The sequence below is a fragment of the Pseudomonas sp. HLG18 genome, from assembly GCF_051903985.1.
Taxonomy (GTDB): domain Bacteria; phylum Pseudomonadota; class Gammaproteobacteria; order Pseudomonadales; family Pseudomonadaceae; genus Aquipseudomonas; species Aquipseudomonas fluorescens_BT.
In genome coordinates, this window is sequence record NZ_CP195831.1 from 1,361,653 (window position 1) to 1,380,663 (window position 19,011).

At 61.5% G+C, this 19,011-nt stretch carries 10 protein-coding genes; 3 read left to right on the forward strand and 7 right to left on the reverse strand.

Annotated elements, in window-relative coordinates:
* Nucleotides 1-13: 13 nt before the first annotated feature.
* Nucleotides 14-2,281 (reverse strand): catalase/peroxidase HPI, encoded by a 2,268-nt coding sequence (katG, locus tag ACSPX5_RS06330; RefSeq protein ID WP_439821193.1) that lies wholly within the window; start codon nucleotides 2,279-2,281, stop codon nucleotides 14-16.
* A gap of 360 nt (nucleotides 2,282-2,641) precedes the next feature.
* Between katG and ACSPX5_RS06335 the strand changes: the two genes are divergently transcribed.
* Nucleotides 2,642-4,672, forward strand: coding sequence for a TonB-dependent receptor (locus ACSPX5_RS06335; protein WP_439821194.1), 2,031 nt, complete (start codon nucleotides 2,642-2,644; stop codon nucleotides 4,670-4,672).
* Between the two features lie 57 nt (nucleotides 4,673-4,729).
* Here ACSPX5_RS06335 and ACSPX5_RS06340 read toward each other — a convergent pair whose 3' ends face one another.
* Complete coding sequence (locus tag ACSPX5_RS06340; protein WP_439821195.1) at nucleotides 4,730-6,940, reverse strand: LTA synthase family protein; 2,211 nt, start codon at nucleotides 6,938-6,940, stop codon at nucleotides 4,730-4,732.
* A 486-nt stretch (nucleotides 6,941-7,426) separates the two neighbouring features.
* Here ACSPX5_RS06340 and ACSPX5_RS06345 point away from each other — a divergent pair, with 486 nt between their 5' ends.
* Nucleotides 7,427-7,978 (forward strand): hypothetical protein, encoded by a 552-nt coding sequence (locus ACSPX5_RS06345; protein ID WP_439821196.1) that lies wholly within the window; start codon nucleotides 7,427-7,429, stop codon nucleotides 7,976-7,978.
* Nucleotides 7,979-8,093: 115 nt separating this feature from the next.
* Here ACSPX5_RS06345 and ACSPX5_RS06350 read toward each other — a convergent pair whose 3' ends face one another.
* The 5 genes from ACSPX5_RS06350 to ACSPX5_RS06370 all read right to left on the reverse strand — a co-directional run bounded on the left by ACSPX5_RS06350 (nucleotide 8,094) and on the right by ACSPX5_RS06370 (nucleotide 12,103).
* Nucleotides 8,094-8,573: a copper chaperone PCu(A)C gene (locus tag ACSPX5_RS06350; RefSeq protein ID WP_169429917.1), complete on the reverse strand. Its 480-nt coding sequence runs from the start codon at nucleotides 8,571-8,573 to the stop codon at nucleotides 8,094-8,096.
* Entirely contained in the window at nucleotides 8,573-9,178 is a 606-nt protein-coding gene (locus ACSPX5_RS06355; RefSeq protein ID WP_169429918.1) for an SCO family protein, read from the reverse strand. Before ACSPX5_RS06355 ends, ACSPX5_RS06350 begins: the two co-directional genes overlap by 1 nt.
* A gap of 182 nt (nucleotides 9,179-9,360) precedes the next feature.
* Complete coding sequence (locus ACSPX5_RS06360) at nucleotides 9,361-9,681, reverse strand: hypothetical protein (protein ID WP_169429919.1); 321 nt, start codon at nucleotides 9,679-9,681, stop codon at nucleotides 9,361-9,363.
* 150 nt (nucleotides 9,682-9,831) lie between these two features.
* A complete protein-coding gene (locus ACSPX5_RS06365) occupies nucleotides 9,832-11,247 on the reverse strand; it encodes an efflux transporter outer membrane subunit (RefSeq protein ID WP_439821197.1) in 1,416 nt (471 codons plus the stop codon).
* Nucleotides 11,248-11,308: 61 nt separating this feature from the next.
* The gene (locus tag ACSPX5_RS06370) at nucleotides 11,309-12,103 is read right to left on the reverse strand and encodes a helix-turn-helix transcriptional regulator (RefSeq protein WP_439821198.1); all 795 of its coding nucleotides are present in this window, start codon (nucleotides 12,101-12,103) and stop codon (nucleotides 11,309-11,311) included.
* Between the two features lie 491 nt (nucleotides 12,104-12,594).
* Between ACSPX5_RS06370 and ACSPX5_RS06375 the strand changes: the two genes are divergently transcribed.
* Nucleotides 12,595-19,005 carry an amino acid adenylation domain-containing protein gene (locus tag ACSPX5_RS06375; protein ID WP_439821199.1) on the forward strand — a complete coding sequence of 2,137 codons (6,411 nt, stop codon included), beginning with the start codon at nucleotides 12,595-12,597 and terminating at the stop codon, nucleotides 19,003-19,005.
* The last annotated feature ends 6 nt before the right edge of the window (nucleotides 19,006-19,011 follow it).

Genomic DNA, 19,011 nt, shown 5'->3' on the forward strand with positions numbered 1-19,011 from the left:
GATGAAAAAGCCCTTATTGGCGCAAATCAAACCGATCCAGATCCATCACCTTCGCCCAGGCCGCAACGAAGTCTGTGACGAACTTTTCTTTCGCATCGGAACTGGCATACACCTCGGCCAGCGCCCGCAGCACCGAGTTGGAACCGAACACCAGATCGACCCGGGTCGCCGTCCATTTCACGCTGCCGGTTTTACGATCCCGGCCTTCGAACTCGGTTTTCGATGTCGGTTTCCATTCCACGCCCATGTCCAGCAGATTGCGGAAGAAGTCGTTGGTCAGGGTGCCGGGCTTGTCGGTGAATACCCCGTGTCTGGTTTTGCCGACGTTGGTGTCCAGCACGCGCAGGCCGCCGATCAGTACGGTCATTTCCGGGGCGGAAAGGGTCAGCAGTTGCGCCTTGTCGATCAGCAACGCCTCGGCCGGCACGCGGTAGGTGTTGGCGGCGTAATTGCGGAAGCCGTCGGTGCGCGGTTCGAGGAAGCCAAACGACTCGACGTCGGTTTGCTCCTGAGTTGCATCCGTGCGCCCCGGATTGAACGGCACGGTCACCGTGTGCCCGGCGTTTTTCGCCGCTTGCTCGACTCCGGCGTTACCGGCCAGCACGATCAGGTCCGCCAGCGAGATTTGCTTGCCCGACGACCCGGCATTGAACTCGTTCTGAATGCCTTCCAGAATCTTCAACACTTTGTCCAGTTGCTCCGGCTGGTTGGCCTGCCAGAACTTCTGCGGTGCCAGACGCAGACGCCCGCCATTGGCGCCGCCACGTTTGTCCGAACCCCGGAAGGTCGACGCGGCTGCCCACGCGGTAGAGACCAGTTCCGAAATGGACAGCCCGGACGCCAGCACTTTGCCTTTCAACGCCCTGATATCGCTGTCGTCCACCAGTGGATGCGTGGCCTCGGGAATCGGGTCTTGCCACAGCAGTTCTTCTTGTGGCATTTCCGGGCCGAGATAGCGTGACAGCGGGCCCATGTCGCGGTGGATCAGCTTGTACCAAGCGCGGGCGAAGGCGTCGGCCAGTTGATCGGGATTGGCCAGGAAGCGCCGCGAAATCTTCTCGTAGGCCGGGTCGAAACGCAGGGCCAGGTCGGAAGTGAGCATGGTCGGGTCGATGCGTTTGTTCGGGTCGTGGGCATGGGGAATGGTGCCGGCACCGGCGCCGTTTTTCGGTTTCCACTGATGGGCACCGGCCGGGCTCTTGGTCAGTTCCCACTCGAAGCCGAACAGGTTTTCCAGGTAGTTGTTGCTCCACTTCGTCGGGGTGGTGGTCCAGGTTACTTCCAGGCCGCTGGTGATGGTGTCGGCGCCCTTGCCGGTGCCGAAGCTGTTTTTCCAGCCCAGACCTTGCTCTTCGAGGCCGGCGGCTTCCGGTTCCGGGCCGACGTTATCGGCCGGGCCGGCACCGTGGGTCTTGCCGAAGGCGTGGCCGCCGGCGATCAGGGCGACGGTTTCTTCGTCGTTCATGGCCATGCGGCCGAAGGTTTCGCGGATGTCCTTGGCCGAGGCCACCGGGTCGGGATTGCCTTCGGGGCCTTCCGGGTTCACGTAGATCAGGCCCATCTGCACGGCGGCCAGCGGATTTTCCAGGTTGCGTTCGCCCTGATTGGTGCGGCTCTGTTCATGGCCGTGCTCGGCAGGTTCGGCCACCAGCGTGCCGTCGCCCGGTTCCTGCATGGCTTCGGGGTGTTTGCCGTAACGGGTGTCGCCGCCCAGCCAGGTGTTTTCCGAACCCCAGTACACATCTTCATCCGGCTCCCACACATCGGGACGTCCGCCGGAGAATCCGAAAGTCTTGAAGCCCATGGATTCCAGCGCGACGTTGCCGGTGAGGACGATCAAGTCGGCCCAGGAAATGTTGCGACCGTATTTCTGTTTGATCGGCCACAGCAGGCGGCGGGCCTTGTCGAGGCTGACGTTGTCCGGCCAGCTGTTGAGCGGGGCGAAGCGTTGCTGGCCGGAACCGGCGCCGCCACGGCCGTCAGCGGTGCGATAGGTACCGGCGCTGTGCCAGGCCATGCGGATGAAGAGCGGGCCGTAGTGGCCGAAGTCCGCTGGCCACCACTCCTGAGAGTCGGTCATCAGCGCCGTCAGATCGCGTTTGAGGGCCTGGAAATCCAGGCTTTTGAAAGCCTTGGCGTAGTCGAAGTCCGGGCCCATCGGATCGGAGGCGGACGAGTGCTGACTCAGGATTTTCAGGTTCAGTTGATTCGGCCACCAATCGCGGTTTGTCGTGCCACCGCCGGCGGCGTGATTGAACGGGCATTTCGATTCATTTGCCATGTTCGGGTCCTTATCAGGTCTTCTGCGGCCGGCTCGTGCCGACTTCGGAGTAGTAAGGCTAGACCCGACTCGGGATGTCGGCTAATAGGCCGACTATTGGTGGCCGATAGGCAAAGTCTTTTACCGCCCTCTGCGGTGGATTTTTCTGGAAATGCACAGACCGTTCGTTCGCGAGTGGCAGGGTTGAGCGCTGAAAGTCCCGCGCTTGAGCGGTTGTCGTAAACATCGTGGCAAGAATCGTGATGGCCATTGGAAATGTTATTGTATAACATAAAAATGATTTCATCTGATCGATGTCACTGACATGTCCGCGTGGCAGTGGCGTCGGTCCCGTCCTTTCTGCCTTACGGAATTCTAGAAATGTCTGCCCGTTTTCCCTCCTTCCAGCCCAGCCTGCTGGCCTCCGCGCTGCTGATCGCATCCCCCGCGTTCGCTGCCGACCCCCTCGAACTGCAACCCCAAGTCATCACTGCCAATCCACTGGGCAGCCAGACCCTCGCGTCGCCCTCGACCGTGTTGAGCGGTGATGACCTGACGCTGCAGCAGAAAGGCAGTCTGGGCGAAACCCTGAACAAGCAGCCGGGGGTGTCATCGTCTTATTTCGGCCCGGGCGCGAGTCGCCCGATCATTCGCGGGCAGGACGGCGATCGCATTCGCATCCTGCGCAACGGCGTCGGCGCGCTTGACGCTTCGTCGCTGTCCTACGATCACGCGGTGCCGCTGGATCCGGTCAACGTCGAACGCATCGAGATCGTCCGTGGCCCGGCTGCGTTGCTTTATGGCGGCAGCGCCATCGGCGGGGTGGTCAACACCTTCGACAACCGGATTCCGACCGAAGCCATCGACGGCATTCACGGCGCCGGCGAACTGCGCTATGGCGGCGCCGACACCACTCGCAGCAGCGCGGGCAAACTGGAGGCCGGTAACGGTCAGTTTGCCTTGCACCTGGACGCCAGCGCCCGCGAGTTCAATGACCTGAAGATTCCCGGCTACGCCAAAACCGGCCGCGAACGGGCGAACGACGATGGCGATTCGAAGAAACATCGGCTGGCCAACAGCGACGGTTGTCAGGACGGCGGCGCGGTCGGCGGGTCGTACACCTGGGATGACGGTTATGCGGGGCTGTCGTACAGCAACTACGACTCCAACTACGGCTCGCCGGCCGAAGACGACGTGCGGATTCGCATGCAGCAGGAGCACTACGCGTTCGCCTCGGAAATCCGCAACCTCGACGGCCCGTTCAGTTCGGTCAAGTTCGACGCCGGGTACACCGATTATCAGCACCGCGAGATCGAGGGTGGCGAGGTCGGTACCACGTTCAAGAACAAGGGCTACGAAGCCCGTGTCGAGGCCCGACACCAGCCGTTGGGACCGTTCAACGGTGTGGTTGGCGCACAGGTCAGCCGTAATGAATTCTCGGCACTGGGCGAAGAAGCCTTCGTGCCGCACACCGATACCAATGCCGGCGCACTGTTCGTTCTGGAAGAGCTGCAAGCCACAGATCGTTTGCTGTTCACCCTCGGCGGTCGCCTGGAGCACACCACGGTCGATCCTGACGCCAAAGGCAACGAGCGCTTCGCCAATGCTGACCGCTCCAGCAGTTTCACCGCCGGCAGCCTGTCATCCGGCGCGGTGTACACGCTGACGCCGATCTGGTCGGTCGCCGCCACGCTGGGCTATACCGAACGGGCACCGACGTTCTACGAGCTGTACGCCAACGGCGCCCACGTCGCGACCGGCACTTATGAAGTCGGGGATGCGGGTCTTTCGAAGGAAAAAGCCGTCTCCAGCGATCTGGCATTGCGTTTCGACAATGGCACGCACAAGGGCAGCGTTGGCGTGTTCTACAGCCACTTCTCCAATTACATCGGTCTGCTCGGCACCGGGCGCACCCTCAATGATGAAGGCGAAGAAGACGCCGCCGGCATTCCCGAATATGCCTACTCCGGTGTCCGTGCGCGCTTCAGCGGCATCGAAGCCCAGGACCGCTGGAAACTCGGCGAGAGCGCCTATGGCAAGTTCGCGCTGGAATTGTCGGGCGATTACACCCGGGCCAAGAACCTCGACAACGGTCAGGATCTGCCGCGCATCGCGCCGTTGCGCCTGAACACCGGGCTGCTGTGGGAGCTGGACCGCTGGCAGGCGCGGATCGATGTGGAGCACGCCAGTTCCCAGCATCGGGTGCCGGACAATGAAAGCAGCACCGATGGCTACACCACGCTGGGTGCCAATGTGGGGTATCACTTTGACGTCGGCCAGAGCAAATGGCTGGCCTTCGTCAATGCCGAGAACCTGACCAACCAGACCGTGCGCTATGCCAGCTCGATTCTGCGCGACATTGCGCCGGCAGAAGGGCGAAGCATTCAGGTCGGTTTGCGCACCACGTTCTGATCGTTCCCCGCGATCTTGCGCCAGCGTCCCGCGAATCGCGCGACGCTGGCGCCGACATCAGCTCGATTGAGCGGTGTCGTCCTCGGGGATTTCTTCCAGCAGATCCTGTTGCCCCGGCAATTCGGTGATCACGCTGAAATCCGTGACCTCCACCGCACCCAGTCCGTAGCCCAGCAAATGGAACGAGAAGGCTTTACGCGGTTGCGGGTTGTCGAAGCTGAAATCCATCTCCAATGGCTGATCCGCCGTGGCGACCATTTCCGATGGCAGGCCCAGTTGCACGTCCTGCTCGAATTCCTTGGCCTTGAGCTGGATGTACGCCGTCTGTTGCGGATCGACCGAACGTACGGTCAGGCGCACGCGGGTGTGGGAGCCCTTGGGCATTTCCAGGTACTGCGCGCCGATAAGGTTGTCGGCCCAGTCATCCTTGATCTGCGCTTGCAGCGGGATGACGTCGGCGCTGCCGAACTGATAGCGCTGATTGAGCGGGGTGCGCAACAGCGACAGGTCCAGCGCATCGGCGCGGGCTGCAATCTGCCGCGCATTCTGGCCGCTGGCATTGCCCTTGAATATGGCGCTTTCGGCGATGAAGCCTTCGCTGGCATAAGCGCGGCAACGTCGCGGCATGTCGCATTCGGTGAGGATGCCGTGCCCGTCGTGGTAGCGCAGTTTGCCGTTGGTGAACGACATGATTTCGCGACCGGTGTCGTAGTCGCGAAACAGCGAGCGGCCGCTGAGTGCAGCAGGTACCGGCAGGTCAAAGTAGTCGAGGATCGATGCACTCAAGTCGACATGCCCGTAGACCCCGGCGTTCAGGTGCGGCAACCGGGCCTGTTCCGGCGCAAGCGTCAGGTTGAAACCCCAGGACGACGCCAGGCGCACGCCATCGATGCCATGGGATTCGTCCGACGTGATCACCACCAGCGTGTCTTTCAACACGCCCTGATGTTCGAGGCCGCTGAGGAACTGGTCCAGGGCATCGTCCAGATAACCGACGGCGGCCTGTTTCGGAGTGTCGTAGCGTTGCAGGTATTCATCCGGCGCGGAGTAGGGCTGATGGGTGCCGACGGTCAGCAGGGTCAGCATCCACGGTTTTTTCTGTTTGTTCAGTTGGCCGACGTAACTCAGCGCGCCTTCGAAGAAGGCCTTGTCGTCCTTGCCCCAAGGGAATTCCAGGTAGTTGGCGTTGGTGAACCACTCAAGGCCATGCGTCACATCGAAGCCGATGTGCGGCATGATCTTGTCTTTGGCCATGAAGCGCAGGCCGGCGCCTTGCAGGTAGTGGGTGCTGAAGCCGTGCTGGCGCAACTGGGCCGGCAGGCAGGCCTGATTGCGTTCGTTCTGGGTCAGCATTTCCACGCCTTTGGGCGTACCGTTGTTCAACTTGTCGTAATCGCCGCAGAGCATGGCGTACAGGCCGCGAATGGTCTGGTGCGTGTGCAGCACGTAGTCGGGCGTGTTCATGCCGCGCTCGGCCCAGCGGCTGAGCCTGGGCATCAGGTCTTCCTGATAATGGCTGCCGATGGCTTCGCGATTGGCGCGGATATAAGCACCGGGAATGCCTTCGACCGCAACGATCAGCACGTTGCGCGCCTGACCTTTTGCTGCCAGCAACGCGTGGCCATTCAAGTCGAGGTCGGTGAGCCCGGCCATCGATGGCGCCGGAGCTTCGCTGCCACCTTCCAGCCATTCCTCGGCCTGCATCTGCGCGTCGGCCACTTGCGTGGCGAGCAATTGGTGGGGCAGGTTGTACAGACGCCATGGGTCGGCATCGCTCGGCGAAAGGTTCTGTGCGCCCCAATGGGCGGCGAACAGCAACACCGGTGCCGCCCACACAGCGCGGGGAAGGGCCGGAGCCGGTGCTCGACGGTTCGCCCATTGTGCGCTCAGCCACAGTATCAAACCCAGCAACAGCGCGCCGGCCACCGCCGGATGGGCGAAACCGCCGCCGGTGGAGTTTTCCACGAATTGCGGGTCGATCAGGTAATGCAGATCCTGAGGGTTGGGCAAGCGTCCGACTGCGCTGACCAGTTCCGCCGTCGCCAGCGCCAGCAAGCCCCAGAACACCAGCACCGGCAGGGCCAGCCACCACGGCCGGCGATGCAACAGAACCACCAGCAGGCTGCCGATGGCCAGGTCCGACAGATAGCCGAACAGGCTCGACCAGCCGAGTGCCGCACGCAGGCACACCGGCACGATCAGTACCAGAAAAATCAAAGAGAGAAGACGGGCGTCGGGGTGCCGAAACCGTTGAAAAAGAGCGCTCACAAAAAAGACCTTCCAGCCATCAAACCGTCATAAAAGTGTGCGCGATGATACCAAGGGTGGGCTGTCTGATCGCCCTTTTAAACACATGGCTGATCTGCTCCGGTATGCGACAAATTGGGCTTGAAACCCTGAACGGCGTTCGTGTCAGCCCGATAGCGGCGAATGGACGGGGGGGGGCGCGACGGCAAATTTATTGTTTCAGGCTGTTTAAGGTCTGCAACCCCAGGCCCACGCCGGCTGCGTTTCTGGACAGGGAAATAGCCACTCAGTAGCATTCGAAACCGACGGCTTTTCCCTTTGCACGTCGTCCAGCGTGGAACTCTCAAGGAGCAGGCATGCAAGCGTTCACATGGAGAAACCGAGCAGGCGTTATGTGCGTGAAGCGACCCGGGGCAAGGTCACACCGTTGCTGGCGACATGCCTTTGAAAAAACGGGCGCTTGCAGCGCCTGGATTATCCGGAATATCGATTCACCAAGGGACAGGCATGAAAGATTACATTTACGGCAGCGTCCAGATCGAATTCTGGAGTTGGGAAGGGGTGGTCGTACGCGCTGACCGGCTCAGTGAGCCCCGCGGACGGGTCGAAGGGATCATCTGGGTCCGCGCGGATAATGGTGATGAATATCCGGTCGACGTTTCATCGTTGACCTTTCAAGTGCATCCGGATGATGAGGTCTACATCCTCTGTGGCCAGAACAAAGTGACGGGCGCCTCAACCAATGTATTTCTGTACAACGCGCGCAACGACTTTGGTCACTTGCTCGGTGGAGCAGAAGAACTCTACAAGGCTCTGGTCGAAACCAAGCGTTTCAATCTGGAACTCTGGAGTTCAGTGTTACTCGGTTTCGTGGCGGGCTGGTATATCGATGGCTGGGGGCTGTTGGCGGCGCCAGCACTTTATGTGTTCCTGCGTATAGGCAAAGTCGTACGAAAGAAACGCTGGAGTGCAGGGTTTGCAAGGCATGTCGAGAGGATGATCACTCAGCAATACCAGCGAGACGTCGTTCTTGATGCGCTGGCTCGAAATATCGAATAACCGCTGTTGAGCGGCAAGACCGGTTGGCGTTGAAGCTACGGGTGCGAGCACATGCTCAAAAAAAGGGGCGGCCTGATCATCGATCGGGCCGCCCCTTTTTTACTGCTGAGTCAGATCAATGCATCTTGCTGTGATCGTGGCCTTCCATGTTGGTCAGCGAGCGCACCGGCGCCTGGACTTCGATGGCTTGTTTCTCACCCTTGGCGTTTTCCACGGTCAGAGTCAGCGGCACGTTGTCGCCTTCCTTCAGTTGACCCTTCAGGCCCATCAGCATCACGTGGTAGCCATTCGGATCGAACTTCACAGCCTTGCCGGCCGGCAGGTCGACCGAGTTGACCGGGCCCATGCTCATCACGTCGTTCTTCATGGTCATTTCGTGAATCTGCACGTCTTTGGCCACCGGCGACGCAACGTTGAGCAGCTTGCTGTCGCTGTCGGCCGTAACGGTCATGAACGCTCCGCTGGCCGACTGGCTTGGAACGGTTGCACGGACCCAGGCATCATCGACCGTGGTCTGCGCCGAAACCTGGAAAGCCAGGCCCAGCAGGGACAGGCCCAGTGCGGCACGTTTGATGTTGTTCAGAAAAGGGTTCATCAGCAGACCTCCATGACGGTAAGCAAGTCTTCCGTACACTCTTGTGCAGAAAGCGATTGGGACAGACCCACGCGCAGATTGCCGCGGGTGTCGTAGACATAACTGGTGGCCGTGTGCGACAGGGTGTAGGTGTCGCCGGCAGGGACTTTTTCGTAGAAGACGTCGAATTCCTTGGCGGTTGCCTTGGTTTCCTCGAGGGTCCCGTACAGGGCGACGAAGCTTGGGTCGAAGGTCTTGACGTAGGTGTCGAGGATTTGCGGCGTGTCGCGTTCCGGGTCGAGGGTGATGAACACCACTTGCAAGATGTCGCCGTCCTTGCCCATCAGCTTCTTGATTTTTGCCGCGCGGGCCAGCGTCGTCGGGCAGACGGCCGGGCACTGGGTGAAACCGAAGAAGATCATCGGCATCAGGCCGCGAAAGCTCGACAGCGTCACGGTGTTGCCTTCGGTGTCCTTGAGCTTGAAGGTGCGTCCCAGGATCTTGTCACTCAGATCCTTGCCGTACTTGTACGACAGTTGGCCGCGGGTGTCGCAGCCGGCGAGCAGGCCCAGACCGAGCACGCCCATTCCCGCAAGCACCTTGCGGCGAGTCAACAAAGCCGTCATCTAATACCGCCCTTTGCAGCCCGCCGGTCGACAAGACAGGCGGGGGGTTAACCGTAAAAGCGGCGCATGATACCAAAATGAACCGGTAGGTCGGTTTTTGATCACCGATGGATGTCAGATCTGCCGACAAAAGGTGTAAGAAAACATGACGCAGGGTGAGGGGTGCCATCTCTCTAGTTGTATCAAGGGATGATTTTCATATCGTCAGCGATAACAACCCCACTGGGCGATGACCGGAACAGGCAATTGACGACAGCGCCCAGGTTGTTCATCAGAAACCACAGGGGAAGTGTGCATTCCATCGTCGGAGTACCCAGGAAATTCGTCATGTGCAGATCTACTGAGGTGTTGGTTCCGGTAAAGATAAGCTGTTCTATGTTTGCGCCAGCCAGGGTTTGAATCCTCGCGCCGGGGGGGCTGACCTTTGCCAGGGAAAGGGTCTTGGTCGCGGGGTCGAAACCCTCGATGTCATAGGGCAAGAACTGAGTGAATTTATCCGCCATGGAATGTGCTCCCTTCGTTGATCTCGGCAACTTCCGAGTAAAGGGAGCATATGAGTCCACCCTGTTTATCTTCTACTGTCACTTCTGACAGTTATTCAGACCGATATGGAATAGTGGGCAACGCTATTTATTGACATCGTATATATAAAGTTACTGAAGATTTGATGCCTCATCAGCACTCCAGCCTCCGCCCAGCGCGGTGTAAAGGTTCACCTGTGCGACCAGTTGCGCCAACCGGTCAGTGATCAGGCCCTGCCGGGAGCTGAACAGCGATCGTTGGGCATCGAGGAAGGTCAGGTTGCTGTCGACCCCGGTCTGATAGCGGTGCTGCGCCAGGTTGTAGTAGTCCTGGGTGGCCTGTACCAGATCGCGCTGGGCCTGAAGCTGTTGCTGATAGGTCTCCCGAGCGGCGAGGCCGTCGGAGACTTCCTGGAATGCTGTCTGAATGGTCTTTTCGTATTCGGCGACGGTGATCTCCTTCTGCAACTTCGCGTAATCGAGGCTGGCGCGCAGGCTGCCGGCGTTGAAGATCGGCAGGTTGATCTGCGGCTGGAATGTCCAGGCACCGGAGCCGCCCTTGAACAGTCCCGACAGGTCCCGACTCGATGTGCCGGCATTGGCAGTCAGGCTGACACTGGGGAAAAACGCCGCCCGGGCTGCGCCGATATTGGCGTTGGCAGCTTTCAGCTTGTATTCGGCCTGGAGAATGTCCGGCCGGCGCTGCAGTAGATCCGACGGCAACCCGGCCGGTACTTGCGCCACCAGATCACTGTCCAGCGCAAGCGCCGGGAGCGTTTCGGGAACCGGCGCACCTACCAGCAGTGTCAGGCTGTTCAAGTCTTGGGCGACCTGGCGTTGATAGCGGGCGAGGCTGGCACGGGTGCTGTCGACGCTGGTCTGCGCCTGGATCTGATCCAGCGCCGATGATTTGCCGGCCTCGCGGTTGCGGGTGGTCAGGTGCAGGCTTTTCTCGTCGGCGGCCAGGGTTTCCTGGGCCAGGGCCAGCAATTCCTGGTCAGCGCGCCAGGTCAGGTAGGCGTTGGCGACGTTGGTCACCAGGCTCAGTTGCGCACTGCGCCGAGCCTCTTCGGTGGACAGCCAGGTCAACAGCGCCTGTTCGCCGAGACTGCGAACCCGGCCGAAGAAGTCCAGCTCGTAGGCACTGATGCCGAGGTTTACGGAGTAGGTCGAGGTGATCGCCCCTTTGGTCCTGGTCACGCTGGCCGGCACCCGTTGGCGCAGCTCATTGGCATTGGCTGAAACCGCCGGCAGCAGATCGGCGCGTTGAATGCGGTATTGCGCCTGGAATGCTTCGACGTTCAGTGCCGCAACGCGCAGGTCACGGTTGTTGACCAGTGCGCTTTCAATCAATTGCTGCAACGCAGGGTCATTGAACAGCCCACGCCAGTCCTCGACAGCGGTCGCGGTCTGGGTTGACGCAGGATAAGCGGGGCCTTTTGGGTACTGCGCCGCGCTGGGTGACGCCGGACGCTGGTCATCGGGAATCAGCGAGCAGCCGCCCATCAGCAACGCCATGGACAGCATGGAGATCGGCAACCTGGACATCAAACAGCCTCGTTCACAAACAGGAGTGGGCGCGAACGCCGGTAATTGAGAAAACGCCGGATCAGGCCCCGGCCATCCATTTCGCCAGACCGTGACGCCCACTGACCCCGAGTTTGGCCGCGGCGCGTTTGAGGTAAGTCTCGATCGAGCTGTTCTTGACGCTCAAACGTTCGGCCATCTGCGGAACGGTGCCGCCGGTCAGCAGGCCCAGGCAGACTTCCTTCTCACGCACTGACAAGGTGATGTCGCCCAACGCCAGGCGCTCGTCGAACACCTGTTGCAACGGTGTCTGCTCCTGATCGGCCTGGAGTGGGCGCGGTTGTCGGGCGACGATTTGCCGACGGATCTGCGCGTGACGCTCGATCAACGGCAGCAGGGTGTCGGACAGGCTTTTGAGAAACGACAGCTCCGGCAGGGAAAACACCCGGTGCGTGTGAGGGCGACAGAACGAGATGACACAGCGACGGTTAGAGGTGCGTGACACCAGGTTGCACTGGTGGACGCTGTGGTGCGGGTGTCGTTGCTGCAGCGAGGCTTTGAGTTGAATCAGCAGCGAGTCATTCATCTCGATCATCTTCTGTAACAGCGGATGATCGTCCTGACATTGCAGCGGGTCCGGGGGAGGGAAGGTATCCGGCAAACCGGCGCTGCCCAGGGCCTTGATCTCGACAACGCTGGCCTGGCGCTCGTCGAGTGTCCATTCGCTGAGATCCACCCGGTTGACCGGCACCAGGGTGTCGACCAACTGAAACATGTTGGAGGCGAATCGTTCATTCCCCGTACTGGCGATCAACTCGCCCAGTTGCCAGTAGAAATGCGGGTTTTCCATGTTGCGAAGACTGCCGGTCAGATTCATATCCTTGTCATCCCTGATTTAAAGCCATTGCCGAATCATCTGCCGTGCATACACCTGTGAAGCCGCCAATCCATTATTTCTCCTTGAAATCGATCTGCAGCCGGATTTAAGCCTATACATTTGTCCTACGTCTGTAGGGGAAAACGGGGACACAAAGTGCCACTAACTCCGGATTAATGGCGCCACGTTTCTGTCAGTCGGAAGGTTACAGGCATGTAGGACGTATCTGTACGGTCCAGTGAGAACCCCGAAAAACGGCTTCAGAGCGTCAAGTCCCACGATTGCGAAGTCGTAGTCAGCGCAAGTTGATGGCGATTGTCCTACAGGATTTTCAGTCATTTCGTTCCGATTTTTTGGAGGGATGGCCGGCGGGTCAGGCCCAGTCAGCCCGCAGGGCAGCATCAGGAGGGGGGAGTTGTCCGGGTTTCACGTGTCATGCGGGTTTCGGGGCCGATGCTTGAATACGCGCCAAATCACATGAGACGGATCTTATGAACCAATTTGCTGCCGATGCGGCGGACGGTCTGTCCGCGATTTCCGAAACCTTCCCGCTGACGGCTGCCCAGCGTGATATCTGGCTCGATCAAGTGCGTCAGGGAAATTCGCCGGTGTACAACATCGGTGGTTACGTCGAACTGACCGGTGCCCTTGATCCTGCGTTGATGCAAGCGTCCCTTGAAGGCCTCGTGGCCCGGCATGACGCCCTGCGCACCAGTCTGCTGTTGGGGGCCGGTGAGCACGGTCTGCCGTTGCAGCGTTTTGCGCCATCGATGCCGGTGCCGATGCCGTTCCATGACTTCAGTGCCCATCCCGAGCCCGAGGTTGCGGCGCGCCAGTTGACTCAGGCGCGCATCGAACAGCCGTTCACGCTGGACGGCGGGCCGTTGTTCCGTTTCTGCCTCATCCGTCTCGAAGATCGCTGCCATTGGTTTTCGCTCCAGGCCCACCACCTGATTGTCGATGGCTGGGGCTTTGGCGAAATGCTCAAGTCCCTCGGCGAGATCTACAACGCTCTGGCGCTCGGGCAACTGTCGCCGGATTCGGCGCCGTCCTATGTCGACTTCATTCATGATGACGCACGGTATTACGAGTCCGCCCGCTATGCGCGTGACCGTGCGTACTGGCTGGACAAATACCGGCATCTTCCCGAACCGCTGTTGTTGCCGCGCTATCAGGAACGCTTTGCCGGCGCGACGGCACCGACACGGATTTTCTCGCAGGTCTTTCCGGCACGCCTTCACGAACGCATGAAACAGGTGGCCCTCGAGTACGGGGCTTCGGCGTTGCACTTCCTGCTGGCGGCGATGCATGTGTATTTCAGCCGCATTGGCCAGCGTGATGAATGGGTGGTGGGCTTGCCGTTGCTCAATCGTTCCGGGGCCCGTTTCAAGTCGACTCTGGGGCTGTTCACTCAGGTCAGCGCCGTGCGCATGGGGTTCGGGCGCGAGCTGGCGTTCAGTGCACTGGTCAAGGCCGTTCGTGATGAGCTGAAACAGGATTTCCGCCATCAGCGTTTTCCCCTGAGTGAGATGAACCGCGCGCTGGGTCTGCTGCGCGAGGATCGTTCACAGCTGTTCGAAGTGACCGTCTCCTACGAGCGGGACGCCCATGAATACCGGTACGCAGAGGCCCGGGGACGGGTGGTGAAAGTGTCAAACCACGAAGAAGGCACGCCGCTGTCCGTGCACCTGTTGAGCAGCCGTGGCGATGACGAGGACAGTTTGTACATGGTGTACAACGAGGCCTATTTTGACGCGGACGAAATCGCGGCGCTGTGCGAGCGATTGCTGTGGGTGCTGGAGCAGGGGCTTGAAGACACCTCGCTGGCGGTGGGCGATTTCAGTCTGAACCTGCCGGCCGAATCGACGCTGCTGCAAGAGTGGAATGACACGCGCGCGGATTACCCCAACGAGCTGACTATCCATCAGCGCATCGAAGCGCAAGCGGCGGCGCGCCCAGATGCGGTGGCAGCAGAATTCCAGGGACAACGGCTGACCTATGCCGAGCTGAACCGACAGGCCAACGCCCTGGCCCATCACTTGACCGGGCTCGGTGTGCAGCCCGATGACCGCGTGGCGCTGGTCGCCCGCCGAGGGCTGGACACGTTGGTCGCGTTGCTGGCGATCCTCAAGTCCGGCGCCGGTTACGTGCCGGTCGATCCGGCGCATCCTGCGCAACGGCTGAGCTATTTGTTGAGCGACAGCGCGCCGGTCGTGGTCCTGACCCAGAGCCATCTGCGGGAACGTCTGCCGGTGCTGAATGTGCCGGTGATCGACATCGACTCGCGCACTTGGCCGGTCAACGATCTCAACCCCGACGTCTCGGGCCTGACCACCGCGCATCTGGCCTACGTGATTTACACCTCCGGCTCCACCGGCCAGCCCAAAGGCGTGATGGTCGAACATCGGACCCTGTCGAATCTGGTGGACTGGCATTGCACGGCTTTCGACCTGGGCGCGGGTCGCCACACCTCGAGCCTGGCCGGCTTCGGCTTCGACGCCATGGCCTGGGAGGTCTGGCCCGCGCTGTGTGTCGGCGCGACCCTGCACCTGGCGCCGTCCCGCGACGGCAGCGAAGACATTGACGCGCTGCTCGACTGGTGGCGTGCGCAACCGCTGGACGTGAGTTTCCTGCCGACCCCGATTGCCGAGTACGCCTTCAGTCGCCACCTCGAACACCCGACCCTGCGCACACTGTTGATCGGCGGCGATCGTCTGCGTCAGTTCAACCGCGAGCAGACGTTCGCGGTGATCAACAACTATGGCCCGACCGAAGCCACAGTGGTCGCCACCTCGGGCCGAGTCGAACCGGGGCGGACGTTGCACATCGGCAAACCCGTGAGCAATGCCACGGCCTATCTGCTGGATGACCGACAGCGTCCGGTGCCGATTGGCGTTCCCGGGGAGTTGTACGTCGGTGGTGCCGGCGTAGCGCGGGGTTACTTCAACCGGCCGGAGCTGACCGCCGAACGCTTTCTCGACGATCCATTCAGCAACCAGCCCAACGCGCGGATGTACCGCACCGGCGACCTCGCACGCTGGCGCCCGGACGGCAACATCGAGTATCTGGGCCGCAACGACGATCAGGTGAAAATCCGTGGCGTGCGCATCGAACCCGGCGAGATCGAAGCGGCGTTGAACAGCCATGAGTCGGTGCGCGATGCCGTGGTGCAGGTGCGCGACGGGCAGTTGCTGGCCTGGTTCACCGAACATCAAACGCTGGACATAATGCAGCTGCATGCCCATCTACAAACCCGTCTGCCGAGCGCAATGCTGCCTTCGGCTTACGTGCGCCTGGAGGTGTTGCCGCTGACGGCCAACGGCAAACTGGATCGCCAGGCACTGCCGGCGCCGGGGCCGGAGGCGTTGATCCGCCGCGAGTACGAAGCTCCGCAAGGTGACGTCGAAATCCTCCTGGCGCAGATCTGGGCCGAGGTGCTGCAAGTCGAGCGAGTAGGGCGTCACGATCACTTCTTCGAACTGGGCGGGCATTCGTTGCTGGCGGTCAACCTGATCGAGCGCATGCGTCAGCTCGGCATGAGCAGCGATGTGCGCGTGCTGTTCGGCCAGCCGACCCTGGCGGCGCTGGCCGCGTCGGTGGGCAGTGGTCGCGAAGTCGAAGTGCCGGCCAATCGTATTCCGCCGGGTTGCACGCAGATCACCCCGGATCTGTTGCCGTTGGTGCAACTGGATCAGGCAACCCTCGACCGGATCATCGCCACGGTGCCGGGCGGGGCGGCCAACGTGCAGGACATTTATCCGCTGGCGCCGTTGCAGGAAGGCATCCTTTATCACCACATCACTGCCTCGCAGGGCGATCCGTACCTGTTGCAATCGCAACTGGCGTTCGACAGCGTCGAGCGGGTCGAGGCTTATGCGGCCGCGCTGCGTCAGGTCATGGCGCGGCACGACATCCTGCGCACTGCGGTGGTCTGGGAGGGCTTGACCACCCCGGTGCAGGTGGTCTGGCGCGAAGCCGAACTGCCGGTGCAGGAAATCACCCTCGATCCGGCCGGGGGCGATGTCCTTGCGCAACTGCACGCGCGCTTCGATGCCCGGCGTTATCGCATCGACGTCAGTCAGGCGCCGCTGATCCGGCTGATGTATGCCCGCGACCCAGCCCTCGGGCGGATCGTGGCGATTCTGTTGTTCCATCATCTGGCGCTGGATCACATCGCCCTGGAAGTCTTGCGCCATGAAATGCGCGCCAACCTGCTGGGGCTCGATGAACCGCTGCCGCCAGCGGTGCCGTATCGCAATTACGTGGCCCAGACCCGACTCGGTGTCAGCGAGCAGGAGCATGAAGCGTTCTTCCGCGAAATGCTCGCCGACATCGACGAGCCGACCCTGCCGTTCGGTTTGCAGGATGTGCAGGGTGACGGGCGCGGGATCGACGAAGCCGTGCGCACGCTTGCACCTGAATTGGACCGGCGCGTGCGCCTTCAGGCGCGACAGGCTGGCGTCAGCGTGGCCAGCCTGATTCACCTGGCCTGGGCGCAGGTGCTGGCGGCGACTTCCGGGCAGGAACATGTGGTGTTCGGCAGCGTTTTTATGGGCCGGATGCAAGGCGGCGAGGGTGCGGATCGGGCGCTCGGGGTGTTCATCAACACCTTGCCACTGCGGGTGGACATGGACCGGGGTGTGCGCGATGCCGTGCTGCTGACCCACGCCCGACTGACCGACCTGCTCGGGCACGAACATGCGTCACTGGCGCTGGCCCAGCGTTGCAGCGGCGTTGCGTCGCCGGCACCGCTGTTCAGTGCGTTGCTCAACTATCGACATACCGACCTTGAGGCCCAGGAATCGGCGTCGGACCCAGCCTGGCAAGGGATCCAGACCCTGGAGAACGAAGAGCGCACCAACTACCCGATGACCCTGAGCGTCGATGATCTGGGCAGTGCTTTGCAGATCACCACGCGAACCCTGCTGAGCATCGGCGCCCAGCGCATCGGCGACTATGTACAAACCGCGTTGCAGGTGCTGGTCGATGCCCTTGAGCAAACCCCGCAACAGCCGCTGAATCGCTTGCCGATCCTGCCGGCGGCGGAGCTTGAACAACTGCTGGTCGAGTTCAATGCCAGTGAAGTCGATTGCCCGATCGATCAGCCGCTTCAGACCTTGTTCGAGCAGCAGGTGCAACGTCGACCTGACGCCATCGCCTTGCAGGCCGGTGAACAACAGCTGACGTATCGCCAGTTGAACGAACGGGCCAATCGTCTGGCCCATCATTTGCGTGAACAAGGTGTGCAACCGGATTCCCGGGTGGCGATCTGCGTCGAACGCAGCCTGGATCTGATAATCGGCCTGCTCGGCATTCTCAAGGCGGGCGGCGCGTATGTGCCGCTGGATCCCGACTATCCGCTGGAGCGCCTGCATTACATGCTGCAGGACAGCGCCCCGGTGGCGGTGCTGGTCCATGACGCCACCTGCAATCTGTTGGGCGATCCGGGCGTGCCGGTCATTGATTTCGACCATTGCACCTGGCAGCACGCGTCCGCCGACAATCTGCAAGTACCGGGTTTGGGCGCTGCGAATCTGGCCTACATGATCTACACCTCGGGCTCCACCGGCACGCCGAAGGGCGTGATGATCGAGCATCGAAGCGCCTGCAACATGGTGCACTGGGGCTCGCAGATCAGCCCGCCGACCGAGCACGGCGCGCTGTTGCAGAAGGCGCCGTTCAGCTTCGACAGTTCGGTGTGGGAGATTTTCTGGCCGCTGTGTTCCGGCCTGCGGCTGGTGCTGGCGCGTCCCGACGGCAACCGCGATTCGGCCTATGTGACCCAAGTGATTCGCGAACGGCAGATCACCGTGGTCAAGTTCGTGCCGGCGCTGCTGCAACAGTTCATCGAGCAGGACGATGTCAGTCAGTGCACCAGCCTGACCGACGTGCTCAACGGTGGCGGTGAGCTGAGTGCCGCACTGGCCCGGCGCGTCCGCGAGCGCCTGCCATGGGTGCGTCTGCATAACGTCTACGGCCCGACCGAAACTACGGTCGACAGCACCGGCTGGTCGCTGGAACCGGATCAACCGGTGCCGGAAGCCGTGGTGCCGATCGGCAAGGCGCTGAGCAACACTCGGCTCTATGTGCTGGATGTCCACGATCAACCGGTACCCTTCGGTGTCAGCGGTCATCTGCACATCGGCGGGGTCGGGGTCGCGCGGGGGTATCTGGGCTTGCCGGACATGCAGGCCGAGCGCTTCATCGATAGCCCGTTCGTGGCCGGTGATCGCCTGTACCGCACCGGCGATCTGGTGCGCTACCGGGCGGACGGCAACCTCGAATTCCTCGGCCGCAACGACTTCCAGATCAAGCTGCGCGGCTTGCGTCTGGAGCCGGGGGAAATCGAGGCGCGACTGATCGAGCATCCGGCGGTGCGTGAAGCGGTGGTGCTGGTGCGCGACGAACGACTGGTGGCGTATTTCACCGTACGCGAAGGCTTCGACGCGCCACCCATCGAAACCTTGCGCGCCCACGTGCTGGAGCGTTTGCCGGAGTACATGGCGCCGGGCGCTTACGTGAAGCTCGACGCATTGCCCCTGACCCCGAACGACAAGGTCGACCGCAAGGCCTTGCCGACACCGGGGGCGGAGGCGGTGCTCAGTCGTCGCTACGAGGCGCCCGAGGGCGAAGTCGAAATCCGGCTGGCGCGGATCTGGGCCGAGGTGCTGCAACTGGAGCAGGTCGGGCGCAACGACCACTTCTTTGAACTCGGCGGGCATTCGTTGCTGGCGGTCAGTCTGGTGGCGCGCATGCGTCAGGCCGGGCTGCACGTTGATGCTCGCGCGCTGTTCAGTCAGCCGACTCTGGCCGCGCTGGCGGCCCAGACTTCGGCGCAGGCCAAACAGGTTGAAATTCCGCAAACCACCATACCGACGCTCAACCGCAAACGCCGGCTCTGAGCCGAC

Excerpts from the sequence above, each read along its gene's own strand:
- ACSPX5_RS06365 (WP_439821197.1), bottom strand. The coding sequence starts at position 11,247 with ATGTCCAGGTTGCCGATCTCCATGCTGTCCATGGCGTTGCTGATGGGC.
- ACSPX5_RS06360 (WP_169429919.1), bottom strand. The coding sequence starts at position 9,681 with ATGGCGGATAAATTCACTCAGTTCTTGCCCTATGACATCGAGGGTTTC.
- ACSPX5_RS06370 (WP_439821198.1), bottom strand. The coding sequence starts at position 12,103 with ATGAATCTGACCGGCAGTCTTCGCAACATGGAAAACCCGCATTTCTAC.
- katG (WP_439821193.1), bottom strand. The coding sequence starts at position 2,281 with ATGGCAAATGAATCGAAATGCCCGTTCAATCACGCCGCCGGCGGTGGC.
- ACSPX5_RS06355 (WP_169429918.1), bottom strand. The coding sequence starts at position 9,178 with ATGACGGCTTTGTTGACTCGCCGCAAGGTGCTTGCGGGAATGGGCGTG.
- ACSPX5_RS06350 (WP_169429917.1), bottom strand. The coding sequence starts at position 8,573 with ATGAACCCTTTTCTGAACAACATCAAACGTGCCGCACTGGGCCTGTCC.
- ACSPX5_RS06375 (WP_439821199.1), top strand. The coding sequence starts at position 12,595 with ATGAACCAATTTGCTGCCGATGCGGCGGACGGTCTGTCCGCGATTTCC.
- ACSPX5_RS06345 (WP_439821196.1), top strand. The coding sequence starts at position 7,427 with ATGAAAGATTACATTTACGGCAGCGTCCAGATCGAATTCTGGAGTTGG.
- ACSPX5_RS06335 (WP_439821194.1), top strand. The coding sequence starts at position 2,642 with ATGTCTGCCCGTTTTCCCTCCTTCCAGCCCAGCCTGCTGGCCTCCGCG.